General features: G+C 55.3%; 25 protein-coding genes. 20 read left to right on the top strand and 5 right to left on the bottom strand.

Going from position 1 to position 24303, the window contains the following annotated elements; genetic code table 11:
* The first annotated feature begins 159 nt into the window (after positions 1–159).
* Positions 160–2580, top strand: coding sequence for an ATP-dependent helicase (locus L0666_RS05180; protein ID WP_235259250.1), 2421 nt, complete (start codon positions 160–162; stop codon positions 2578–2580).
* Complete coding sequence (locus tag L0666_RS05175) at positions 2567–3109, top strand: hypothetical protein (RefSeq protein WP_235259249.1); 543 nt, start codon at positions 2567–2569, stop codon at positions 3107–3109. Before L0666_RS05180 ends, L0666_RS05175 begins: the two co-directional genes overlap by 14 nt.
* A 6-nt stretch (positions 3110–3115) precedes the next feature.
* Here L0666_RS05175 and L0666_RS05170 read toward each other — a convergent pair whose 3' ends face one another.
* Entirely contained in the window at positions 3116–3748 is a 633-nt protein-coding gene (locus tag L0666_RS05170) for a LysE family translocator (RefSeq protein ID WP_235259248.1), read from the bottom strand.
* Positions 3749–3820: 72 nt separating this feature from the next.
* On the opposite strand from L0666_RS05170, the gene L0666_RS05165 reads away from it, so the two are divergent.
* Positions 3821–4273 (top strand): Lrp/AsnC family transcriptional regulator, encoded by a 453-nt coding sequence (locus L0666_RS05165; protein WP_235259247.1) that lies wholly within the window; start codon positions 3821–3823, stop codon positions 4271–4273.
* A 395-nt stretch (positions 4274–4668) separates the two neighbouring features.
* On the opposite strand, the gene L0666_RS05160 is transcribed toward L0666_RS05165, so the two are convergent.
* Positions 4669–4905 (bottom strand): DUF1127 domain-containing protein, encoded by a 237-nt coding sequence (locus L0666_RS05160; RefSeq protein WP_235259246.1) that lies wholly within the window; start codon positions 4903–4905, stop codon positions 4669–4671.
* 281 nt (positions 4906–5186) lie between these two features.
* On the opposite strand from L0666_RS05160, the gene L0666_RS05155 reads away from it, so the two are divergent.
* The 9 genes from L0666_RS05155 to mraY all read left to right on the top strand — a co-directional run bounded on the left by L0666_RS05155 (position 5187) and on the right by mraY (position 15121).
* A complete protein-coding gene (locus tag L0666_RS05155) occupies positions 5187–6284 on the top strand; it encodes an Mrp/NBP35 family ATP-binding protein (protein WP_235259245.1) in 1098 nt (365 codons plus the stop codon).
* On the top strand, positions 6281–6757 hold the full coding sequence (locus L0666_RS05150; RefSeq protein ID WP_235259244.1) for a GNAT family N-acetyltransferase: 477 nt from the start codon (positions 6281–6283) through the stop codon (positions 6755–6757). Before L0666_RS05155 ends, L0666_RS05150 begins: the two co-directional genes overlap by 4 nt.
* A gap of 679 nt (positions 6758–7436) precedes the next feature.
* On the top strand, positions 7437–7886 hold the full coding sequence (locus tag L0666_RS05145; RefSeq protein ID WP_336246269.1) for a division/cell wall cluster transcriptional repressor MraZ: 450 nt from the start codon (positions 7437–7439) through the stop codon (positions 7884–7886).
* Complete coding sequence (gene rsmH / locus L0666_RS05140; protein WP_235259242.1) at positions 7887–8864, top strand: 16S rRNA (cytosine(1402)-N(4))-methyltransferase RsmH; 978 nt, start codon at positions 7887–7889, stop codon at positions 8862–8864.
* The gene (ftsL, locus tag L0666_RS05135; protein ID WP_216036497.1) at positions 8864–9241 is read left to right on the top strand and encodes a cell division protein FtsL; all 378 of its coding nucleotides are present in this window, start codon (positions 8864–8866) and stop codon (positions 9239–9241) included. Before rsmH ends, ftsL begins: the two co-directional genes overlap by 1 nt.
* Positions 9238–11031, top strand: coding sequence for a peptidoglycan D,D-transpeptidase FtsI family protein (locus L0666_RS05130; protein WP_235259241.1), 1794 nt, complete (start codon positions 9238–9240; stop codon positions 11029–11031). Before ftsL ends, L0666_RS05130 begins: the two co-directional genes overlap by 4 nt.
* 36 nt (positions 11032–11067) lie before the next feature.
* Complete coding sequence (locus L0666_RS05125) at positions 11068–12564, top strand: UDP-N-acetylmuramoyl-L-alanyl-D-glutamate--2,6-diaminopimelate ligase (protein ID WP_235259240.1); 1497 nt, start codon at positions 11068–11070, stop codon at positions 12562–12564.
* Complete coding sequence (locus tag L0666_RS05120) at positions 12561–13985, top strand: UDP-N-acetylmuramoyl-tripeptide--D-alanyl-D-alanine ligase (protein ID WP_235259239.1); 1425 nt, start codon at positions 12561–12563, stop codon at positions 13983–13985. The genes L0666_RS05125 and L0666_RS05120 overlap by 4 nt, the downstream gene beginning before the upstream one ends.
* Before the next feature lie 53 nt (positions 13986–14038).
* Positions 14039–15121 carry a phospho-N-acetylmuramoyl-pentapeptide-transferase gene (gene mraY / locus L0666_RS05115; RefSeq protein WP_216036501.1) on the top strand — a complete coding sequence of 361 codons (1083 nt, stop codon included), beginning with the start codon at positions 14039–14041 and terminating at the stop codon, positions 15119–15121.
* A gap of 4 nt (positions 15122–15125) precedes the next feature.
* Here the strand turns inward: mraY and L0666_RS05110 are convergent, their stop codons facing one another.
* The gene (locus L0666_RS05110; protein WP_235259238.1) at positions 15126–15551 is read right to left on the bottom strand and encodes a SpoIIAA family protein; all 426 of its coding nucleotides are present in this window, start codon (positions 15549–15551) and stop codon (positions 15126–15128) included.
* Between the two features lie 172 nt (positions 15552–15723).
* On the opposite strand from L0666_RS05110, the gene murD reads away from it, so the two are divergent.
* Positions 15724–17118 (top strand): UDP-N-acetylmuramoyl-L-alanine--D-glutamate ligase, encoded by a 1395-nt coding sequence (murD, locus tag L0666_RS05105; RefSeq protein WP_235259237.1) that lies wholly within the window; start codon positions 15724–15726, stop codon positions 17116–17118.
* Positions 17119–17131: 13 nt separating this feature from the next.
* On the opposite strand, the gene L0666_RS05100 is transcribed toward murD, so the two are convergent.
* Positions 17132–17392, bottom strand: a complete 261-nt coding sequence (locus L0666_RS05100) for a glutaredoxin family protein (RefSeq protein WP_235259236.1) — start codon at positions 17390–17392, stop codon at positions 17132–17134.
* A 96-nt stretch (positions 17393–17488) separates the two neighbouring features.
* Positions 17489–18670 carry a BaiN/RdsA family NAD(P)/FAD-dependent oxidoreductase gene (locus L0666_RS05095; protein ID WP_235259235.1) on the bottom strand — a complete coding sequence of 394 codons (1182 nt, stop codon included), beginning with the start codon at positions 18668–18670 and terminating at the stop codon, positions 17489–17491.
* A 139-nt stretch (positions 18671–18809) separates the two neighbouring features.
* Between L0666_RS05095 and ftsW the strand changes: the two genes are divergently transcribed.
* Genes ftsW through murB form a run of 7 tightly spaced genes read left to right on the top strand, consistent with a single transcriptional unit; the run spans position 18810 to position 24207 of the window.
* The gene (gene ftsW / locus L0666_RS05090; RefSeq protein WP_216036506.1) at positions 18810–19976 is read left to right on the top strand and encodes a putative lipid II flippase FtsW; all 1167 of its coding nucleotides are present in this window, start codon (positions 18810–18812) and stop codon (positions 19974–19976) included.
* Positions 19976–21070, top strand: coding sequence for an undecaprenyldiphospho-muramoylpentapeptide beta-N-acetylglucosaminyltransferase (gene murG, locus L0666_RS05085; protein ID WP_235259234.1), 1095 nt, complete (start codon positions 19976–19978; stop codon positions 21068–21070). The genes ftsW and murG overlap by 1 nt, the downstream gene beginning before the upstream one ends.
* Before the next feature lie 34 nt (positions 21071–21104).
* Positions 21105–22502 (top strand): UDP-N-acetylmuramate--L-alanine ligase, encoded by a 1398-nt coding sequence (gene murC / locus L0666_RS05080; protein WP_235259233.1) that lies wholly within the window; start codon positions 21105–21107, stop codon positions 22500–22502.
* Positions 22499–22726, top strand: coding sequence for a hypothetical protein (locus L0666_RS05075; RefSeq protein WP_235259232.1), 228 nt, complete (start codon positions 22499–22501; stop codon positions 22724–22726). The genes murC and L0666_RS05075 overlap by 4 nt, the downstream gene beginning before the upstream one ends.
* A 3-nt stretch (positions 22727–22729) precedes the next feature.
* The gene (locus L0666_RS05070; protein ID WP_235259231.1) at positions 22730–22984 is read left to right on the top strand and encodes a DUF2484 family protein; all 255 of its coding nucleotides are present in this window, start codon (positions 22730–22732) and stop codon (positions 22982–22984) included.
* Positions 22981–23235 (top strand): DUF2484 family protein, encoded by a 255-nt coding sequence (locus tag L0666_RS05065; RefSeq protein ID WP_235259230.1) that lies wholly within the window; start codon positions 22981–22983, stop codon positions 23233–23235. The genes L0666_RS05070 and L0666_RS05065 overlap by 4 nt, the downstream gene beginning before the upstream one ends.
* Before the next feature lie 36 nt (positions 23236–23271).
* Entirely contained in the window at positions 23272–24207 is a 936-nt protein-coding gene (gene murB / locus L0666_RS05060; RefSeq protein WP_235259229.1) for a UDP-N-acetylmuramate dehydrogenase, read from the top strand.
* Positions 24208–24303 lie beyond the last annotated feature (96 nt).

The following is a 24303-nucleotide window of genomic DNA, read 5'->3' as shown; positions in this document are numbered from 1 at the left end:
ATCGATATTCCCAGAAGTGTAAACTGGTTGATACTGGGTATTTAGCGCTAACGAGCTTTTGCTTTGATACGAGGAAAAATTCAAACCGATAGTTGTGTTTGCGAACATAGCGCGAACATGGGCTTTTCTTGCCAAGGCATTAACGCTAGATTGCCGGGTATGAGCAGTTATTCCGACGAAGACGCCTTTGAGGCCGCCGCAGCCCCGCAACAATCCGGCGGGCAATCCTTATCACAACGGGCGATGGGCGCACGCGCGGCTCCCTATCTGGATGAGCTGAACCCAGCCCAACGCGAAGCCGTCGAAACGCTGGATGGACCCGTCTTGATGCTCGCGGGTGCTGGAACCGGTAAAACCAAAGCGCTGACCTGCCGCATTGCGCATCTTTTGGTGACGGGCAGGGCACGGCCCAATGAAATCCTAGCGGTGACGTTTACTAACAAAGCCGCGCGCGAGATGAAGAACCGTGTGGGTGCTTTGATGGGCCAAGCCGTTGAAGGCGTGCCATGGTTGGGCACCTTCCATGCAATTTGTGTGAAACAATTGCGCCGTCATGCGGAACTTGTAGGCTTGAAATCAGGTTTCACGATTCTGGATACCGATGATCAGTTGCGCCTGTTGAAGCAACTGGTCCGCGCAGCAGAGATTGACGACAAGCGCTGGCCTGCACGCATGTTGGCTGGAATTATTGACGGTTGGAAAAACAAAGCATGGACGCCAAGCCAAGTGCCCGTCGCCGAAAGCAGCGCTTACGACGGCAAGGGGATTGAACTTTATGCCGCCTACCAACTCCGCCTGAAAGAATTGAACGCCTGCGATTTCGGTGACCTGCTTTTGCATATGGTGACGATCTTCCAGACCCACCCAGACGTGCTGCAGCAGTATCAACGCTGGTTCAAATATATCCTTGTGGACGAATATCAGGATACCAACGTCGCTCAGTACCTATGGCTGCGCCTGCTGGCGCAAAGCCACAAAAACATTTGTTGTGTCGGGGATGATGACCAATCCATCTACGGCTGGCGCGGGGCCGAGGTCGGCAACATCCTACGCTTTGAAAAAGATTTCCCCGGCGCCCATGTGGTACGTCTGGAACAGAACTACCGCTCTACGGGTCACATCCTTGGGGCTGCGGCTGGTGTGATTGCCGCCAACAAAGGCCGCCTTGGCAAGACCCTGTTCACCGATGACGAAGACGGCGACCAAGTGCGCCTGATTGGCCATTGGGACGGCGAAGAAGAGGCCCGATGGATCGGTGAAGAAATCGAATCCATGCAACGCGGCACACGTGGCAATCCACCATTGCCGCTAAATGGTATGGCAATCCTTGTGCGCGCCTCCCACCAGATGCGCGCGTTTGAGGATCGATTCCTGACGATCGGTTTGCCTTACCGCGTCATCGGTGGTCCGCGTTTTTACGAACGCATGGAGATCCGTGATGCCATGGCCTATTTCCGGCTGGCGGTGTCCCAAGACGACGACCTTGCGTTTGAACGGATCGTTAACACCCCCAAACGCGGGCTAGGTGACAAAGCTGTACAGACGATCCAGACAACCGCACGTGCAAACGGTGTGAACTTGGTCGAAGGCGCGCGGCTTTGTGTCGAAGGGGCCTTGATCAAGGGGAAGGGCGGCAATGCCCTGCGCGAACTGGTGCAGGGGTTGGACCGCTGGCATCGTCAATTGCACGATGAGGCGGATACGCACGTTGAGATGGCTGAAGTGATCCTAGATGAATCGGGCTACACGGGCTTTTGGCAAAACGATAAGACGCCCGAAGGTCCGGGCCGGTTGGAAAACCTCAAAGAACTCGTCAAAGCGTTGGAAAATTTCGAAAACCTACAGGGGTTCCTCGAACATGTGTCGTTGATCATGGACAACGCACAGGAAGAAGAAGACGACAAAGTCACCATCATGACCCTGCACGCTGCCAAGGGGCTCGAATACCCCGCTGTGTTCCTCCCCGGATGGGAAGACGGGCTGTTTCCGTCGCAGCGGTCAATGGATGAAAGCGGGCTAAAGGGCCTCGAGGAAGAACGGCGTTTGGCCTATGTGGGCATCACGCGGGCCGAGGAATTGTGCACAATTTCGTTTGCGGCCAATCGCCGTGTTTACGGTCAATGGCAAAGCCAGATGCCAAGCCGTTTCATTGACGAGCTGCCTGAGGAACACGTCGAAGTTCTCACGCCGCCGGGCCTATATGGCGGTGGTTATGGCGCAGCAGGAATGGGCGGTATGTCCGCACAAGCGAACCCAGCTAGCGACGGTATGCATTCCAACTTACATGATCGAGTTGCGAGCGCGGATGTTTACAATTCCCCAGGTTGGCGCCGCTTGCAGCAACGCAGCCAACAGCGCCCTGTCAGCCAACCCAAAGAGAGCCGCAGCGTCGTCATCGACATGACGGCAACCAGTTCGTTCACCACAGGTGATCGGGTATTCCATCAAAAATTCGGCTACGGAGAAGTGATGGAAATCGAGGGCGACAAGCTTGTCATTGAATTCGACAAAGCCGGAGAGAAAAAGGTCGTAGCGAAATTCGTTGTTGGTGCGAGCGATGCGAACAATGTTCCGTTCTAGCGTCCTGATTGTCCTCGTCTGGGCCGGAGCTGCGCAAGCTGAGAGTCGCGCCCTAGATCGCGCCGAAATGATCACAATGATGGCGAAGAATGCGACCTGCTATGCCACCGAAGAGGGTGATTGCTACGCCGCTGAATTCTATCGCAACATTGGCAAGGAAACTGTCGATATCGTTTACATGGTCGACAACGGCGGATCGTTTACGATTGTGCAGGAACGCGCAACCTGGCGCGAAAACCAAATTTGTGTCCCCGACACGGCTGAAGGTGTGATTGATGCATGGACCTTGGCGGTGTCAGACCGCACCTTGCAATTTGATTTGTCCAATGCCACACAGATGTCCGCGGCTGACACCATCCAACTACGCGCGGCTTACGCTGACAGGAGGGCGATGTCCTACTGTTATGGCTGGATCACACAGGACGGTTCATTTGGCGATATGATCAGCAATTTTCAATACGGCGAAGACTCTGGCGTTTGGCCCATGCGGTTCGTTCCGCTTGCTGCAGGATCAATCGAACTGCACTAGGGCGACCTATTGCAGCTTTGCGAACAGCTCTGGAAAGAATAGCGGCACCAGTGTCAGCACCAACAGTACGGCCATAGTAATGTTGAACGCCCGCAATCGGCGCGGGGATGTCAGGAACCGCTGCATCTGTTGTCCCAGTTTTGTCCACGCCGACACCGATGGCAGGCTGACCGCAAAGAACGCGCCTGCAACAACCGCAACCGCCCCCAGCGATCGCGCGCCATCCGCATCCGTCGCAAACCGCGTGATTGCATAGACGGCCATCGACCATGCCTTGGGGTTTACCCATTGAAACGACGCCGCTTGTAAAAACGTCAGAGGCGTGCCGCCCGTGTCGGGGGCATCCCCGATTTTCGGAGCGGCTGTGGCAATCTTCCATGCCAGCCACAAAAGATAGGCCACTGAGACGACCCGTAGCACGGTGTCCACTATTGGAAAGGCGTCAAACACCTGCATCAGACCAAGGCCGACGAGGGCAATCATCAGCGGAAAGCCAACAGAAATTCCCGCCATATGGGGTAGGGACCGCCAGACGCCAAAATTGGCGCCAGATGCCATCAACATGGCATTGTTAGGCCCCGGTGTAACGGTTCCGACGAATGCAAAGCTAATGAGGGCGAGAAATGTTTCAAACGACATGGTGTGAATTTATGCGAAAAATGGCACAATGTAATTGCTTAGTTGTGCCATTGATCTGTAATTTAACAACATATGACGGATATTGACTCGAAAAATGCTCAGATATTGCGCGCGCTGCGTGATGATGGCCGAATAAGTAATTTGGCCTTAGCTGATAAGGTGGGGTTGTCGCCATCGGCCTGCCTACGACGTGTCCATGATCTCGAACGCCGTGGCGTGATTACCGGCTATCGCGCACAAATGGACCCCGTGCAAACCGGTAAGGCCTACGTCGTGTATGTGGCTGTGGGCCTTGCAGAGCACTCCAAGTCAGCACAAGAGGGATTTGAAATTGCTATGGAGCGTTTCGATGAGGTGACGGAGTGCCACAACATCGCCGGTGCCTTTGAATATTTGCTACGAGTCGAGGTGGCGGATCTGCCATCTTATAAGACGTTCCATACAGACAAATTGGGCACAGTTCCCCATGTCCGATCTATCACAAGCCATATGGTGATGGGGTCGCCCAAAGACACCCGCGCTTAAAATTTCCAAAAGTTGGGAGCCGAAAACAAAAAAGCGACGAAACCCTGGGAGGAGGATTTCATCGCCTTTGTGTTGGGTCAGCCTGTGGGAGGACAGGCGGCCCATTCTGGGTTGATCAAGTGCGGCGATGTCAGGGAGGAGGAAGACATCGCCGCGTCTTGATCTATGCGCCGATCCCCGTGGGAGGACGGGTAGGGCGCGATCTCAGGGCGGCTTCTGGGAGGAAGAAAAGCCCCGATCCTTGTATTCTTGAGATCAAGCACGGCGGTGTCAGGGAGGAGGAAGACACCGCCGCGTCTTGATCTGTGCACCCGACCCCTAGGGAGGAGAAGCGGAGCTAGGTGCGATCACGATGCGTCTAAAGGGAGGTAAAGCCGCATCGATTCCGGTATTCGTTATGCTTTGCCGTAAGCAGCCTCACGAGCGACTGTGTTCAGTTGGCTTTTGTGCAGGCCGAGGTCGTTCAACTCACGAGTTGTCAGAGACAGGAGCTCGTTTAGTGTTGTGTTGTAGACGCGGCGCTGTTCCATCTTTGTGCGGATGGACTGGACCAAGCCAGAAGCGAATGTGCGGGCGTTGGAAACTGCTTGTGCGTTGCCAGCGGAAAAATTTGTGTCAGTAGCGTGTGCCATCTTAAGTCTCTTTTCTAAGTTAGACCCAATCTCGGGGCCTTCTGCTGTAGCGCCGTATTGCGCCTTCCTGATTGAAAATAGGCAATTGCTGCACTTGCACAATCCCTCGGATGATCAATGCCGCTATGCAGAAACTGCATGGTTAGTGCCTTGAAAGTGTTACATTTAGCGCCATCAAGGTGATCGGACGTAGGGTCACCCCTGAAATTGCACAAAAGTTCACCGTTGTTGTCCTGACGTCAGGCAGTTTAAGTATCCAGTGAACTCAGGCAGGTGAATCCATGACGCAAAATAATGAAACTATTCTCGCGGCCCTTAAGACAATTGGATTGCCTGATGGCGGTGATTTGGTGTCTCGCGATATGATTCGAGCTTTGCAGGTGCAGGGCGATGCGGTTCGTTTCGTGATTGAAGCGCCAGACGCCGCAACTGCTGGCCGTATGGAACCTATCCGCCAAGCCGCAGAAATGATCGTCTCCAAAATGGATGGTGTGTCGTCTGCATCTGTCGTGTTGACGGCGCCCACCGCCGCAGGGACGTCAAATCAGCCGCCACCACCTGCTGATAAGACGCCGCCGAACCTGACCATCGGACGTCACCCGACCCCGCAAGCGGGGCCAGAGGGTGTGCCAGGTGTGAAACGCATTATTGCGATTGGGTCCGGCAAGGGTGGCGTGGGTAAATCAACCGTGTCCAGTAACCTCGCAGTGGCGTTGGCCAAGCAAGGGCGCAAGGTTGGTTTGTTGGATGCCGACATCTACGGTCCAAGTCAGCCGCGCATGATGGGGGTCAATAAGCGCCCTGCATCGCCTGACGGTAAAACCATTACCCCCCTGCACGCGCACGGCGTCACGATGATGTCGATTGGACTTATGGTCGATCCGGCAAAGGCGGTCGTTTGGCGTGGTCCAATGTTGATGGGCGCGTTGCAGCAGATGCTGACGCAAGTGGAGTGGGGCGAATTGGATGTTTTGCTGGTTGATCTGCCGCCCGGCACGGGTGATGTGCAACTGACTCTCTGTCAGAAAACGGCACTGACGGGGGCTATCGTTGTTTCGACACCGCAGGATGTGGCATTGCTTGATGCCCGTAAAGCGCTGGACATGTTCAACACACTGAAAACCCCTGTGCTGGGGCTGATCGAAAACATGTCTACATATATATGTCCTAGTTGCGGCCACGAGGCACATCTATTTGGCCATGGTGGCGTTGCCAAAGAAGCAGACGCTATCGATGTGCCTTTCCTTGGTTCGCTGCCGATTGATCTGGATACGCGGTTGGCTGGCGATGCTGGTACACCAATTGCAGCCGGTGACAATGAGATGGCGCAGGCCTATGCCGTGCTTGCCAAACGGCTGATAGATGGTGGCATGAGTTGATACGCCGCGCCACAGACGCCGATTGGCGCGCTATCTGGGCAATTCTTGAACCCGTGTTTCGAGCGGGCGAGACCTATGCCGTGGATCGCGACATATCCGAGGACGCCGCAAAGGCGATCTGGATGGACGCACCTACCGCCACCTTTGTTGCGGACGACGGTGCGGTTTTGGGCACCTACTATATTAAGACCAACCATGCGGGCGGCGCGCGCCATGTTTGCAATTGCGGCTATGTTACAGTGGCGGCGGCTCAGGGCAGGGGGATCGCGCGGGCGATGTGTTCGCATTCCCTCGATCAGGCCAAAGATCTTGGCTACCGCGCGATGCAGTTTAATCTTGTGTTGGCGTCCAACGTCGGCGCTGTGGCGCTGTGGCAAAAATTAGGTTTCGACATCGTCGGTACGTTGCCGTCCGTCTTTGATCATCCGAAGCTTGGCTTCGTTGATGCGCACGTCATGTGGAAGACGCTCTGACGGAGAGGGCGGTTTCGCATTTTTGGGAAACCATGGCACTTACTCGCTAAATCCGAATCAAATTCACAAAATCGGACGAATTTACGCCGTAGATTCGTGTTTAGAGCAAGATTCTTGTCCCCAGTATGGCGGTTTTTACGGAAATCGACAAAAATTCTGGGAAAGTCTGGAACTTTTTTCAACGCGGCTTGTAGGGCTACATCTTGTGCCTGCTTGAGTTTCTATCACAGCATTTTGCATAATTTTGGCGATTTCGACACAAAATATTGTGTTTGAAGGGCCCTGAAAACACCATCTAGTACCATGAAGTCCCAGAAAGTACTTGGCGGACCATGAATTCCCGTGCATACATGATGACAAGAAGACGGGCAGACAATACGGGGCACCAAACGACCCCACCGACACTAAGAAAACTTAGGTCAGGTTTCATACAGGCACCCAAATTCTTGAACGAAGAGATCCGGCGCGCGAGCGAGCAGACATCCCCCCAGGTGGCGCGCGCAGCTGGACAGCCCGCAAAGCGGGACGAGGGCGGCGGATTGATCAGTGGCAGCAGATCAATCCGCCGTTTTCCGTTCTAAACCAAGTTTTTAAATCGGGGGACGAGTGAGGGAGCCGCGGGACAGTGGGTCTGAGTTTCAGAGGCGAATTCAACCAAAAGGTTGACGGAAAGGGACGCATGTCGATCCCTGCCGATTTTCGTTCTGTGCTTGCAGACGGCGATCCGCGATGCCCTGAAAATCCTCTCCCGCGTATGGTTGTGTTGCACGGCACTCACCTGAAAGATTCACTTCACGCTTATACGATTGAAGCGATGGAAGAGATTGAAGAGGGCATCAAAGCCTTGCCGCGTGGGTCTGAAGCCCGCAAGCGCGCAAGCCGTATGATCCTTGGTAAATCATGGGACACCGAAGTTGATAAAGATGGGCGCATTGTTTTGCCCCAGCGTCTTCGCCAGCAGATCGGCCTGACAGGTGAGGCCACAATGGTCGCCATGGGGGACTTCTTTGAAATCTGGAACGCCGAAACCTACGCCGAAGCCGAGGCGGCCGAGGCTGCAGCGATGGAAGAAGAGTTCGACGGTGATTTCGATCCGCTTTCCCTGATTTACCCACCAGGGTCCGAATAGATGGAGAACGCTGCCGCCTCTCCCCCCCACATTCCCGTATTGATCGGGCCGCTTGTTGCGGCCTGTTCGCCTGTTCGGGGCACGTGGCTTGATGGCACTTTCGGTGCTGGTGGCTATTCCAAACAGCTGTTGGACGCAGGTGCCGCCAAGATTATCGGCGTCGATCGCGATCCTGATGTTTTTAAAAACGCACAATGGGCGGTCGATGACCCCCGAATTGAGCTTGTTGAAGATACATTTTCTAATCTTGACGTGATTGCATCCAATTTGGATGGGATCGTTCTCGACCTTGGGGTTTCGTCCATGCAGCTTGATCAAGCAGAGCGTGGGTTTTCATTCATGAGAGATGGTCCGCTGGATATGCGGATGGGACAGGAGGGACAAAGTGCAGCTGACATTATCAATGAAGCAACCGAAACCGATCTTGCTGACATTTTATTTACGTATGGGGAAGAACGTGCGTCGCGGCGCATTGCCCGTAAAATCGTCTCAGAACGTGATCGTGAGCCTATTACCACCACGCTCCGCCTCGCGAAGCTGATTGAAGGCTGTTTGCCGCGTTCCAAACCGGGGCAAAGCCATCCCGCCACGCGAAGCTTCCAAGCGATCCGCATCGCAGTGAACGACGAATATGGTCAGCTTGCAGAAGGACTTGAGGCCGCTGAACGCGCGCTTAAGCCCGGTGGGCACCTTGCGGTAGTGACCTTTCATTCCGTCGAAGACCGCATGGTCAAACGGTTCTTGCAGCAGCGTGGCGGCGGCACTGGGAACGCCAACCGTTACGCGCCTGCAATCGAAGCCGTAAAACCAGCGTTCGAAATTCTTACAAAGAAAGCGGTTGGCCCTGATGAGGCCGAACTGGAGCAAAACCCGCGCGCGCGTTCTGCAAAGTTACGTGTTGCACGTCGCACTGATGCCCCAGCGGGACCGGTCGATCGCAATAAACTTGGTATGCCGCAGCTGAAAGGCCATAGGTAATGCGTTCTATTTTTTACATTTTGTCGGCAATGATTGTTATTGGGCTAGGCTATTGGGCCTATCACGAAAACTATGAAACGCAGGCCTCATTGAAAGACGTACGTAGTCTGCACCGCCAGATTGGCGCGGCGCATGAGCGGCTGAATATTCTTGAGGCCGAGTGGGCCTATCTGAACCGCCCCGACCGTTTGCGTGACCTTGCCGAGCTGAACTTTGACCGTCTTGGTCTTTTGCCGCTGATGCCAGATGCGTTTGGGCGGGTCGAACAGATCGCCTATCCAACAGGTATCGTCTTTGACATCGCCAATTCTGTGACTGTGTCGTCTGACAACGCTCCGCTTCTTGATACTCAATTACCCGTGGAACCCTCGCAATGATCCGCACACCTCTTCGTCCGCTTGCCCGTATCTTGAAAGCCCGCGATCAGGGGCAAAACCCTGATGCAATCGAGGCTGAAAATATCAGGCTACGCCACGAGGATGATCGCGACCGTGACCGCACTCGCGCTGAGGGGCGTTTGTTGGTTATGGGGATCGCGTTCTTCTGTGCGTTCGTAGTTATTGGTGCGCGTATGGGAACACTGGCGGGCTCCGTCCCGGAAGAGCCAACAGCGCAAGCCTCAGGTTCACCGATTGTTGGCCAGCGTGCTGATATTATTGACAGAAATGGTCGTGTTTTGGCGACCAATCTCGACACGCACAGCCTTTATGCGCAAATCCCTGACATGATCGATCCGCAAAAGGCGGCGACCGATCTGGCTGCGATTTTCCCTGAACTGGATGCCGAAGAACTTCTTGAGGACTTCACCGGCCAGCGCCGTTTCCTTTGGATCAGACGTGAAATTTCCCCAGAACAGATGCAAGCCGTGCACGACATCGGCGATCCTGGTCTTTTGTTTGGGCCCCGTGAAATGCGCCTTTACCCGAATGGGTCCGTTGCCGCGCACATCCTTGGTGGCGCGACTTATGGCCGCGAAGGCGTAAACAGCGCAGAAGTTGTTGGCGTAGCAGGCGTTGAAAAATACTTCGATGACTTCCTACGTGACCCCGCCAATGAAGGCGCGCCGCTGGAATTGTCTATTGATCTAACAGTACAGGCCGCAAGTGAACGCGTGTTGCAGGGCGGTATGATGCTGATGTCTGCGAAAGGCGCGTCTTCTGTGTTGATGGATGTGCACACAGGCGAGATTGTTTCGATGGTGTCGCTGCCAGACTTTGACCCCAATAACCGCCCGCGTGTTCTGACGGCTGCCGATGGGGCGGGGGATCAGTCTGATAGCCCGTTGTTCAACCGTGCGGTTCAAGGCGTCTACGAGCTGGGCAGTGTTTTCAAAATCTTCGCCACGGCGCAGGGTATGGAACTTGGTTTGATCAATGCCAATACGATGATCAACACACGTGGGCCGCTTGAATGGGGCCGTTTCCGAATTCGCGATTTCCATGATTACGGCGCTGAACTGACTGCGACGGATGTCATCGTGAAATCCTCTAACATCGGGACCGCCCGCATTGCGATGATGATCGGAGCTGAACGTCAGCGCGATTTCTTGGAAGCCCTCGGTTTCCTTGAGGCAACGCCCGTTGAAATGGTTGAGGCGCCGACAGGCCGCCCACTGCTTCCACCGAACTGGTCAGAAATTTCAACGATGACAATCTCTTATGGGCACGGGCTGAGTTCCTCTCCGGTGCATCTTGCTACTGCGTATTCCAGCCTTTTGAATGGCGGGTATCGTGTAGAACCAACCCTGATCCGTCAGGACGGCCCCCAGCACGGTGAGCGGATCGTAAGCGAATCCGTTTCAGCGGCGGCACGTAATATGTTGCGTGCGGTTGTAGATCGCGGAACGGCATCCTTTGGTGATGTAGCGGGCTACGAGGTTGGCGGTAAAACAGGCACAGCCGACAAACCGCGCCCCTCTGGAGGCTATTATGACGATCGCACAATCGCGACGTTTGCCAGCGTATTTCCTGCGTCCGATCCGCAATATGTGTTGATCGTTACGCTCGATGAACCCTCAGTTGACGCCTTGGGCGAAGAACGACGCACAGCCGGTTGGACAGCCGTTCCCGTGGCAGCAGAGATGATCCGCCGCGTTGCTCCTTTGCTTGGGATGCGACCGGACGTTGAAACCAGCACGCCAACAGGTGTAACACTGACCTCAAACTAGGATCGGTGGGCTGGACCACCAACCACGAGGGCAGCCATGAGCAACGACACAACTCCAAAGACAATGGCGCTATCTGCCCTTGGTCTGCGTGCCCAAGGTGGACGCAATCCTGAAATTACATCCCTGACTGTGGATAGCCGCGAGGTGCGTGAAGGGACGTTGTTCTTCGCGCTTCCGGGCAGCACGGTGCATGGCGGCGAGTTTATTCAATATGCGTTACGCATGGGGGCGGCGGCTATTTTGACAGATGCCAAGGGCGCGGAGATCGCCGCGGCAGAACTGGCCGACAGCGATGTGGCATTGATTATTGCCGAAGACCCACGCGGCGCTTTGGCGCAAACCGCGAGCCTGTGGTTCGGGGCGCACCCTGCGACGATGATGGCTGTGACGGGCACCAATGGCAAAACATCAGTCTCGACATTTGCGCGCCAAATTTGGATCGAAATGGGGCTGTCTGCAGTCAATCTAGGTACCACGGGCGTAGAAGGCGCATGGACGCATCCGCTTAAACACACCACACCGGAACCCATCACGCTGCACCGCACCTTGGCTGAGGCCAAGGCGAATGGCATTACACATGTCGCAATGGAGGCATCGTCACACGGGCTGGACCAGCGTCGTCTGGATGGAGTGGTGTTGTCAGCGGCGGGGTTCACGAACTTTACCCAAGACCATCTGGATTATCACCAAACGTTTGAGGCCTATTTTGACGCCAAAATGGGCTTGTTCACGCGGCTGCTTCCTGAGGATGGCGTCGCCGTTATTAATATCGACGACCCCAAAGGACCTGAAGTGGTGAGTATCGCAGAAGCCCGCGGGCTTGAGGTCATCACAGTCGGTCGCAGCGATGACGCGCGTTTGCGTTTGACGGCGCAACGTTACGACGCGACGGGGCAGGAAATCCTATTTGATTGGCAGCGTGGCAGCCACAAAGCACGGCTGAACCTGATCGGTGGTTTTCAGGCTGATAACGTTTTGCTGGCCGCTGGATTGGTCATTGCGGCAGGGGGCGACCCAGACGAAGCCTTTGACACATTACCTTACCTGACCACAGTGCGCGGACGCATGCAGCATGCAGCGACTCGCAAGAACGGTGGTTCTGTCTTTGTGGATTACGCCCACACGCCTGATGCTGTGGCGACCGCACTCAAGGCGATGCGCCCACATGTGATGGGCAAATTGATTGCGATCGTGGGGGCGGGGGGCGACCGCGACGCGACAAAGCGCCCTCTGATGGGGGCCGCTGCAGCTGAACATGCCGACGTAGTCTTTGTGACCGATGACAACCCGCGTTCCGAAGACCCCGCCACCATCCGTGCCGCTGTCATGGAAGGCTGTCCTGATGCTATTGAAGTCGGCGACCGCGCCGAAGCGATCTTGCGCGGGGTTGATGCGCTTGGGCCCGGTGATGCGCTTTTGATTGCGGGCAAGGGCCACGAAAGCGGACAGATCATTGGCGATGATGTGCTACCCTTTGATGATGTGGAACAAGCAAGCGTCGCTGTCGGCGCCTTGGATGGAGACTTGCTATGATCCTTTGGACTTCGGCAGATGCTGCGAAAGCAACCGGTGGAACGTCTGATGTGAAATGGGACGCGTCGGGTGTTTCCATTGATACACGTACGATTGCACAGGGTGATCTGTTTGTCGCGCTCAAGGCAGAACGCGATGGCCATGACTTTGTTAAAATGGCGTTGGAAAAAGGTGCTGCAGCGGCCCTTGTGACCCATCGCCCTGACGATGTGCCAGAAGATGCGCCATTGCTGATTGTCTCTGACGTCTTAAAGGCGCTCGAAGCCCTCGGGCGGGCGGCGCGGGCGCGAACCAATGCAAAGGTTCTTGCGATTACTGGCTCGGTTGGCAAAACCTCCGCCAAGGAAATGGCCCGCACTGTTTTGTCGCGCCAAGGCAGGACCCATGCCGCTGAAGCCTCTTATAACAATCACTGGGGTGTGCCGTTAACGCTGGCGCGGATGCCAAAGAATACCGACTTTGCTGTGATCGAAATCGGCATGTCCAACCCCGGTGAAATCGCGCCGCTCGCCCGCATGGCACGTCCTGATGTGGCTATGATTACAACCGTCGCGGCGGCTCACCTCGAAGCTTTTGACGACATCACAGGAATCGCCCGCGAAAAAGCGTCAATCATTGATGGCCTGACCTCAAACGGGGTTGCTGTCTTGAATGCCGACTCGGAAACCAGCGCGGTGCTGCAAAACCACGCATCCAAACGCGAAGTGCGTCAGGTGCTGTTCGGGCAAATGTCGCGCACGTGGGAATTGGAACATGTGTCCTTGGCCGAAGGTCAGACGCTGGTTCAAGCCAACACCCCGAACGGGCCGTTGATGTTTAAACTGTCCACTGCGGGGCGGCATTTTGCGATGAACGGGCTGGGCATTCTTGCTGCCTGTGATGCCATGGGCGCTGATCCGGTCCAAGCGGCACTTGATCTTGGCCTATGGGCGCCACCCGAAGGGCGCGGAACCCTTGAAACAGTGACGATCGATCCTGCGACCCAAGGGGAAACCTTGGCGCTGTTAGATGATGCATTTAACGCGAACCCGACATCTTTGACGGCCGCACTTGAGGTTCTCGCGTCATATACCCCCCGTGATAATGTGGGCCGCGTCGTAAAGGGGCGCCGCGTGGCTATTTTGGGCGACATGCTGGAACTGGGCAGCAATGAGATGGAGATGCACTCCGCCATTGCTGATGATCCGTCCATTCCGGCGCTGCAACTTGTTCATTGCGCGGGGCCACGTATGCGTCGCCTTTACGATGTTTTGCCCGAAGGCCAGCGCGGCGAATGGGCCGAAACCGCAACCGAACTGTCAGCCCGTGTATCGCAGCTTGTGGATAGTGGCGATGTTGTGCTGGTTAAGGGTTCTAAGGGATCAAAAGTCAGCCTTGTCGTTGACGCCATCCGCAAACTGGGGCATCCCGATACGCTCTAGCGGTTGCCTCGCAGCCGACATGATATAGTAGCGCACAAAAAGGGTTTTCGCATATGTTGTATTGGCTAACGGCACTTTCTGATGGCGGCGATGTCTTTAACTTATTTCGCTACATCACATTTCGTGCCGGTGGGGCCTTTCTGACGGCGCTGATTTTCGGCTTTGTTTTCGGACCGAGCCTGATCCGTGTCTTGCGCAAACGCCAAGGCAAAGGCCAGCCAATCCGTGATGACGGTCCTGAAACCCATTTTGCCAAGGCGGGCACACCGACGATGGGTGGCTTGCTTATTGTTGGGGCATTGCTGACCTCAACCCTTCTTTGGGCGCGTTGGGATAACCCGTTTGTCTGGATGGTGCTGTTTGTCACAATGTCCTTTGCGCTGATCGGGTTCGCCGATGACTACGCCAAGGTTTCCAAGCAGAATACGGCTGGTGTGTCTGGTAAATTGCGCCTGCTTCTCGGGTTTATCGTTGCAGGCATCGCGTCCTATTGGGCCGCACAATACCATCCAGATGGCCTTGCTTATCAACTGGCGCTTCCCGTTTTCAAAGATACGCTAATCAATCTTGGCTTCTTGTTTATCCCATTCGCGATGATCGTCATCGTGGGCGCAGCCAACGCGGTCAACATGACAGACGGGCTTGATGGGCTTGCGATTATGCCGGTTATGATCGCGGCTGGTACATTCGCCGTCTTTGCCTACTTCGTTGGACGTGTCGATTTCACGACCGAATTGGGCCTCCACTATGTGCCGGGAACGGGCGAACTGGCGATCTTTGCTGCCGGCCTAATTGGCGGCGGCTTGGGTTTCTTGTGGTATAATGCGCCACCTGCGGCGGTGTTTATGGGTGACACGGGTTCGCTTGCTTTGGGCGGTGCGCTTGGTGCTATTGCAGTTGCAACAAAACACGAGATCGTTCTCGCGATTGTTGGCGGCCTCTTCGTGCTCGAAGCCATGTCTGTCATTATCCAAGTGCTGTACTTCAAGCGCACTGGAAAACGCGTCTTCTTGATGGCTCCAATCCACCACCACTACGAGAAAAAGGGCTGGGCAGAACCCCAGATCGTAATCCGTTTCTGGATCATTTCCCTTATCCTCGCGGTGATTGGTCTTGCCACGTTGAAGGTGCGCTAGGCACCTAAACGGGCACGTTCCATTCGTCATCATCTTCTTCTAGATCAGTATTGACCGTGCCGTCATGTTGCGAAAGCCACGCTTCTGCATCGGCCTCTTGATCTGATGTAAAGGCTTTGATGACCAGTCCAGGGATGATCGCGCCTTCTACTTCGGCCGCCGTGCGCACCCAAGCGATGTCTGTGACAACAGCGCAGACATCAAAGTGATGGATCACTTTAAACAGCTTGGGCAGGCGCAGCATTTCAGCGACCAAGGCCCCGCCAGTCGGCATGGAAAACGTCGGAATCTTATACATCATGACGCCGTTCTGAATGTCTTTGGATTTCTCGACCAGATCATCCAGCGCAAGGGCCATCATGTCGCCATCTAAAACGGCGCTCAGCTCAAGGTCGAGACGGTTGGGGCTTGTTTTGTGGATCGTTAACATCGGTTAGACCTCCTCTTGGTTCTTGTCATATTTACCAACCCGCGATCTTCGCTGCCTTGATGTAGAACAAGTTAAATCGCTTATGGGCTAAGCGGAATTTAACGTTAAGCTGCCTTGCGTCGCGCACCCGCGCACGGCACTCTGCGGCAAGTTTAGAAAAGGGCGCAAAATCATGATTCCAGTGCAGGGCTTTGCCGGTAAAACCGTTGCCGTTTTGGGGCTAGGTCGTTCGGGGCTTGCCACTGTTACCGCTTTGCAAGCGGGCGGGGCGGATGCCGTCGTTTGGGACGATAGCCCAGACGCGCAGGAAAAAGCGGATAATGCGGACGCAAGCCTGCGTGATTTGACCAAACCGAATGCCTATAAAGATGTGGCCGCTTTGATCACCAGCCCGGGCATCCCCCATCTTTACCCGGAACCACACCCCGCAATCGCGCGCGCCATGGCCGAAGGCTGCCCCGTGGACAATGACATCGGGCTGTTCTTTCGCAGCTTCGCGACCTCCGAGTGGGACAATTTCGAAACCATCCCTAAAATCATCGCCGTGACCGGCAGCAACGGTAAGTCCACGACCTCGGCGTTGATCCATCATATTTTGGAAGAAGCCGGCAGGCCGACACAGCTGGCGGGCAACATCGGACGCGGTGTTTTGGACATCGACGAAGCCCATGACGGCGAAGTCATCGTGCTAGAACTCAGCAGTTACCAAACGGATCTTGCGCGGTCTTTGACGCCTGATGTGGCTGTGTTTACCAATCTGTCGCCTGATCACTTGGATCGCCATGCAGGCCACGGTGGCTATTTTGCCGCCAAACGCCGCTTGTTTTCCGAAGGTGGTCCCGACCGTGCCGTGATTGGCATTGATGAACCCGAGGGCCTTTATATTGCAAACCAGATGTCCGAAGGGCCAACCGATGATCGCGTCATCCGTGTTTCGTCCGGTCAAAAGCTTGGCGGTGACGGCTGGAATGTTTTTGCCCGCAAAGGGTTCCTGAGCGAAACACGCAAAGGGCGGCAAGTGGCTTCGATTGATTTGCGCGCCATCGCTGGATTGCCCGGTGCCCATAATCACCAGAACGCGTGTGCGGCCTTTGCAGCCTGCCGCAGTCTTGGCATCGGGCCGCGTGTCATTGAACAAGCCCTGCACAGTTTCAAGGGTTTACCGCACCGCAGCCAGGTGATCGCTGAACGCGATGGGGTGCGGTTTGTGAATGACAGCAAAGCAACCAACGTCGATTCCGCGGCCAAAGCATTGGCGGCGTTCGATAAGATCCGCTGGATCTGTGGGGGCTTGGAAAAAGAGGGCGGCCTTGAGGCCCTGCTACCTGCGCCGACTGTCGTAAAAGCCTATGTGATCGGGCGCGAAGCAGGAGCCTTTGCCATGAAACTTAAAGGGCTTGATGTCGAAGTCTGCGGCGATATGGCGACGGCTGTGGCAAAGGCCGCAGCAGAGGCGAAGACGGGCGAAACCGTTCTGCTGGCGCCTGCTGCGGCATCGTTTGATCAATACAATAGCTTTGAAAAACGCGGCGATGATTTCGTAGAACAGGTTGCGAAAACGCTCTAGGCGTTCTTTTGGTTCAACCCCGCCTTTGTTTCGATTTTTGTGCCTTTAGGTGCTTCTTAAGCTCGGTATACCCGCCGACTTTGACGCCATCGATCACGATAAGTGGCGTTGTGGCGACGTGATGCTTGTCCTTAAAGGCATCCGTTTCGCGGCGTGTGCGAAGTATATGTTCTTCGATTTCGAACCCATTCGCGCGCAATAGGTCGCGTGCAGCGGTGCCGTAGCCGCATGTGTAGTTGGGCAGGTCCATACGGTGCAAAGTTGCTTTGGGCATTTCGTGTATCCAATATCAGACTGTGGTCTTGAACTGATAAAGGAGGGGACGGGCTTAAAAGCAAGCCAACGAGAAGTCACATTGGTGTGCTCTGTGTTACGAGTTCTGCGCGATGGCAGTGCCCGCAGCGTATCCCGATGACCACGCCCATTGGAAATTATACCCACCAAGCCAGCCCGTAACGTCCACGGCTTCGCCGATGAAATACAGGTTGGGGTGCGCTTTGGCTTCCATGGTTTTGGACGAAAGCCCGTTCGTATCAACGCCGCCCAATGTGACCTCGGCGGTACGGTAACCTTCGGTGCCTGAGGGTTTCAGGGACCAGTTGCGTAAAGCGGCTGTCAGCTCGTCGATGCGGGCGTCCGACAAATCCCCTGTGTTGCCGCTCAGGGGAAGGTCGGCCGAAAGAAAGTCGATCAGTCGGGCAGGCAGGTATTTCGCCAGTGTGGTGCTCAACGCTTTGCGACCTTCCTGCGTGCGGTCCGTTTTCAACGCTGTCGCAAGATCAAAATCCGGCGACAGGGCCACGGTGATGTCATCGCCTTCACGCCAATAACTTGAAGCTTGCAGAACTGCGGGGCCCGACAACCCACGATGGGTGAACAGCAAGGCCTCTTCAAAACTGGTTCCATCGATAGTGGTCACGCGGGCGGGGGCCGCTACACCGGCGAGGGGTTTGAATTTTTCATCCGAAAAGGTGAAGGGCACAAGCGCTGCGCGGGTTTCGGTCATGCCTAACCCGAATTGGGTTGCGATATCATAGGCGATCCCCGTCGCCCCCATTTTCGGAATAGATTTCCCACCAGTGGCCACGACGAGGGATTTTGCCTCAACCGTATGAACCTCACCTTTGCGTTTTAGTGCGACGTGGAAAACCTCACCGTCGTGGCGGATATTGCCGATCGTAGTATTGAGCCAGAGTTTTGCATTCGGGGCCATTTCCGCCAGCAGCATAGCTATGATGTCTTTGGCGCTGTCGTCACAAAACAATTGGCCCAGCGTCTTTTCGTGCCATGCGATGCCGTGGCGGTCCACAAGCTCGATGAAATCCCATTGCGTATAGCGCGCCAACGCTGATTTCGCGAAATGCGGGTTCTGGCTGATGAAATTGGCGTGGGTGGTGCCAAGATTGGTGAAGTTGCATCGCCCACCACCGGAAATACGGATCTTTTCACCTGCCGCCTTGGCATGATCGACGACTAAGGTTTGTGGCCCCGCGTGTGCGGCGCAGTGCAATCCAGCGGCGCCTGCGCCAAGAATAAGGGTGTTTACTTGCATGGCTCTCAGGTGCCTTGAAATCACGAGCAACGCAAGGGTGGACAAAATTCCCCTCATTTCACTGGAATCGTGAACGTTTTAGGGTTACACATCGAAATAGACCCGGAAAACGGGCGAACAGAGGCAGTAGGTAGTAACCATGACAGAGATGGTTTTCGGAGCGATCCCCGTGCAATCGGGCGATCCGGTTCTTCCACGTTGGTGGCGGACAGTTGATAAATGGACGTTGTCGTGCATTTTGGCGTTGTTTGGCATTGGCCTACTGCTTGGGCTGGCTGCGTCGCCACCTTTGGCCGCCAAAAACGGGTTTGAACCATTCCACTATGTGCAACGTCAGGCGTTCTTTGGCGCGATGGCTATTGTTGTCATGTTTGTCACATCGATGATGTCCCCGACTTTAGTACGGCGTTTGGCCGTTCTTGGGTTTTTGGGGGCGTTTATTGCGCTCGCTGGTTTGCCGTTCTTCGGTACTGACTTTGGTAAAGGCGCGACGCGCTGGTATTCGCTTGGATTTGCGTCTGTTCAGCCATCCGAGTTCTTGAAGCCTGGATTTATTGTTGTTGCCGCATGGTTTATGGCCGCGAGCAAGGAAATTGGTGGGCCTCCAGGGAAAACTTATTCGCTAATCCTGACCGTTGTGATCGTGTTGATGTTGGCCATGCAGCCTGACTTTGGCCAATCCGCGTTGATCTTGTTCGGCTGGGGCGTGATGTATTTCATTGCAGGCGCACCGATTGTTTTACTGGTCGGGATCGCCGGTATTGTGGTTTTCGGCGGCACTGTTGCTTATTCCAACTCCGAGCACTTTGCGCGGCGTATTGATGGGTTCTTGAACCCGGATGTCGACCCGACGACACAGCTTGGATATGCGACCAACGCGATCCGCGAAGGCGGATTCTTTGGTGTTGGCGTGGGTGAGGGGCAGGTCAAATGGTCTCTGCCTGATGCACATACAGATTTTATCATCGCGGTTGCGGCCGAAGAATACGGGCTGATTTGCGTGCTCGCGATTATCTTTCTTTATGCCACGATTGTTGTGCGATCGCTGATGCGGCTGATGAAAGAACGCGATCCGTTCATCCGTTTGGCGGGATGCGGGTTGGCCTGCATCGTTGGTGTACAAGCGATGATCAACATGGGTGTTGCTGTACGTTTGCTGCCAGCCAAAGGCATGACCTTGCCCTTCGTCAGCTATGGCGGGTCGTCTGTAATTGCGTCTGCCATTGCCGTCGGCATGCTTTTGGCGTTCACACGGACACGGCCACAGGGCCAGATCGGTGACATTCTATTGAGACGAGGACGCTAATGGCGGATCCACTATTGATTATTGCTGCGGGCGGCACGGGTGGACATATGTTCCCCGCGCAAGCATTGGCTGAGGCCATGTTGGAACGCGGCTGGCGGGTGAAACTGTCCACGGATGCCCGTGGCGCACGCTATACCAGCGGCTTTCCTCATGCAGTTGAAATTGAACAAGTCGGGTCCGCTACTTTTGCGCGGGGTGGAATTGTTGCTAAGGCGCTCGTCCCATTTCGCATTATTGGCGGCGTGGCGTCTGCTGTTCTGAAGATGCTGCGCGATAAGCCGCGTGTTGTCGTCGGTTTTGGTGGTTATCCAACTATCCCCGCGATGTCGGCGGCTTGGGTGCTGCGTAAGCCCACAATGATCCACGAACAAAACGGCGTGCTGGGGCGCGTGAATAAGATTTTCTCAAAACGTGTGAACAAAGTTGCTTGCGGCACTTGGCCGACAACGCTGCCAGATGGTGTGGACGGTGTGCCCGTCGGCAACCCCGTGCGCGGTGCAATTTTGGAACGGGCAGGGGCTGGTTATATCGCACCGGGTGACTATCCAATGTCGATCCTTGTGATGGGCGGAAGCCAAGGCGCACGCATTTTGTCCGATGTGGTCCCACCTGCAATCAGCGCGTTGCCGAGCGAAATTCGCCGCAACATTCGGGTGTCCCATCAGGCCCGCGAAGAAGACCTTGCGCGCGTGGCGCAATATTATGCGGATGAAGGTATCCCAGCGGACGTACAAACATTTTTCAATGACGTGCCAACGCGCATGAGCGAAGCGCAGTTGGTTGTGACACGAGCAGGGGCGTCATCAATCGCCGACCTAAGCGTCATTGGGCGCCCGTCTGTTCTTGTGCCGTACGCTGCAGCAGCGTCTGACCACCAAACGGCCAACGCCAAACAATTGGTAGAGGCAGGCGCATCTGTAATGGTCACGGAAGCTGATCTTCATGTGGACAGCCTGTCAGAACAGATCGCAGCCATTCTGGCTGATCCAAATTTGGCACTTCGAATGTCACAAGCCGCCCTAAGCTGCGGCAAGCCCGATGCGACGCAAACTCTCGTGGATATGACGCTGGAATTGGCCACACCGGCACCGTAAAATAGTAAGAAGCAGTATGGACGGAAATCCAATCATGAACTCAGCAACGAAGCTCCCACTCGACGTAGGTCCGATCCATTTTGTTGGAATTGGTGGTATTGGCATGTCCGGCATTGCCGAGGTCTTGCTGTCGCATGGGTATGTTGTGCAGGGGTCCGATCTTAAGGAAACCCCGATCACGAAACGGCTTAAGAAACTTGGCGCTTTCGTGTTTGTCGGCCAGTCGGCAGAAAACATCGCAGATGCAGAAGTTGTGGTGATCTCAAGCGCGATCAAACCGGGCAACCCAGAACTGGACGAAGCCCGTCGACGTGGCCTTCCGATTGTTCGACGTGCAGAAATGCTGGCCGAATTGATGCGTTTGAAATCCAACATCGCCGTCGCGGGGACGCATGGTAAAACAACGACCACAACGATGGTTGCGGCATTGCTGGATGGTGGCAATTTTAACCCCACTGTTGTGAACGGCGGCATTATTCACGCTTATGGATCTAACGCGCGCGTTGGTGATGGCGAATGGATGGTCGTAGAGGCCGATGAATCCGACGGCACATTCAACCGTTTGCCCGCAACCATTGCGATCGTGACCAATATCGACCCTGAGCACATGGAACACTGGGGCACGGAAGAAAATCTGCACCGCGGTTTCTATGATTTTGTGTCCAATATTCCATTTTACGGGCTGGCTGTGTGCTGCACTGATGACAGTGACGTACAGGCCTTGGTTGGTAAAATCACAGACCGCCGCGTCGTGACTTACGGGTTTAACGCGCAGGCTGATGTTCGTGCGACGAACCTAACTTATAAGAACGGCGTCGCCCATTTCGACGTGGTCCTACAGAATGAAGACTTGGTGATTGAGGACTGTGCTTTGCCGATGCCGGGGGATCACAATGTGTCCAATGCCTTGTCGGCCATCGCCGTTGCGCGTCATCTTGGGATGAAACGCGAAGAAATCCGCGCCGCTTTGGCAAGCTTTGGCGGCGTGAATCGTCGTTTTACCCGCGTTGGTGAAGTCGATGGTGTGACCATTATCGACGACTACGGGCATCACCCGACCGAGATTACTGCAGTCCTAAAAGCTGCGCGCCAAGCCTGTGACGGACGCATCATCGCCGTGCACCAACCGCACCGCTACACCCGTGTTCACCACCATTTCGATGACTATTGCGCCTGCTTTAATGATGCTGATGTCGTCGCGATTTCCGAAGTCTTCGCCGCCGGTGAAGACGTAATCGAAGGCGCAACCCGCGACGATCTTGTCGCTGGATTGATCCGTGCGGGCCACCGTCATGCACGGGCCATCACCGACGAAGATGATCTCGTGCGCTTGGTCAAAGAGCAAGCCAAGTCGGGCGATATGGTTGTCTGCCTTGGTGCTGGTTCCATTTCCACATGGGCCAATGCCTTGCCCGAGAAGCTTAAAGCGTGACCTATGAATGGCTGATCCTTGGGGCGATTGTCGTTGTCTCTGTTCTGCCTATGATCAAATGGCTTCGCCGCCTGTTATGGGCGTTCATGATCCCCTTTGTCGGGATGTTGCTGGTTCATATGCAGCATAATCCAGGTGAAGCGACGTTGGCGCTTGGTGCAATGGGGGGCGGTTTGATGTTTGCGCGCCCAATTCGTCGTTTGGTCTTTGCGGGGTTGGCATAGCAGGTGAAGGTATCACTCATCATAGCGGTGATTTGGGTTTTTGCGGCGACGGGGACCGCGCTTTTGCCGATGCGGCGGCAGTATCTTCCCGGTGTAACTTTGTTGATCTTGGCGCCAGTGCTGATTGTTTGGCTTGGCTACGATTTTGGTTGGGGCTGGAGCATTGCGGCACTTGCCGCTTTTGTTTCCATGTTTCGTAATCCTCTTAGATATTTCTTAGCGCGTGCGCGCGGACAAAAACCGGAGTTACCGAAATGATTGGTGTTGGACTAGGTTTCTTGTGGTTGATCACGGCCAATGTGTTGGCCCTCTTACCAAGTAAAGACAACCATTGGGCCCGCGCCTATGGGTTGATAGCGGTCGGCATCCCGTTGTTGGGATATATTAGCTATACAAATGGGCCGTGGATCGGGTTGGTGTTCTTGATTGCCGCCTGCAGCGTGCTGCGCTGGCCCGTCATTTATTTGACCCGCTGGGTGCGTAGGTTGTTTAGCCGTGCAAACGGGTGACTTGGCAGAGGTAGTGTGTCGCGTTAAACGGTGCCCATGATGTTGACTGATTTGCCCGATGTACGCGGGGTTCTGACCCCAAACCGTGACCTTTCAAGCCTGACCTGGATGCGTGTGGGTGGCCCTGCAGATGTGTTGTTCCAACCCGCCGACGAAGACGACCTAAGCGCGTTTCTTGCGGCTTTGCCTTCTGAGGTTCCTGTGTTCCCGATGGGTGTCGGGTCCAATCTGATTGTCCGTGATGGTGGCGTGCGCGGTGTCGTCATTCGCCTAGGGCGCGGCTTCAATGGTATTGAGTTTGACGGTGATATTGTGCGGGCAGGGGCCGCAGCGCTGGATGCGCATGTGGCACGTAAAGCGGCGAGCGAAGGATTAAACCTGACGTTCCTACGTACCATCCCCGGATCCATTGGTGGCGCCGTTCGGATGAATGCCGGCTGTTACGGTGATTACGTTGCTGACGTACTGCAAGATGTGCGTGTGATCCTTCGGGATGGAACTGTGCAAACTCTGCCTGCCGCCGAACTCGATCTGCAATATCGTTCATCATCGCTACCAGAGGGCGCGGTGATTGTGTCGGCCACGCTGAAAGCCCCGCGCGAGGATGCCGCTGTGCTTGAGGAGCGCATGGCCGCGCAGCTAACCAAGCGCGATGAGACGCAGCCGACCAAAGACCGAACTGCAGGCAGCACATTCCGCAATCCGGCTGGATTTTCCAGCACGGGAAAGGCGGATGATGCGATGGATTTGAAGGCGTGGAAGGTCATTGATGACGCTGGAATGCGCGGTGCGACCCGTGGTGGTGCAGTCATGAACACCATGCATTCTAACTTTCTGACCAACGCGGGCGGTGCCACCGCGGCGGACCTTGAGGGACTTGGCGAAGATGTCCGAAAAAAGGTTTACGAAACCAGTGGATTAACGCTAGTATGGGAAATCATGAGGGTCGGTGAACCGGCTCCGAAAGACTGATCCCCTATAATGGATCATCGTCCCATAGGCGGGGGCGCTAGAAAAGACGGTAAAGTAAGCAAAAGACAGGCCAAAAAGGCTTGCGAAAAGGCGGTA

The sequence above is a fragment of the Octadecabacter algicola genome (assembly GCF_021532625.1).
Taxonomy (GTDB): Bacteria; Pseudomonadota; Alphaproteobacteria; order Rhodobacterales; family Rhodobacteraceae; genus Octadecabacter; species Octadecabacter algicola.
Note: the sequence above shows the minus strand (reverse complement) of the source record. Positions and strands in the feature narration are given on the sequence as shown.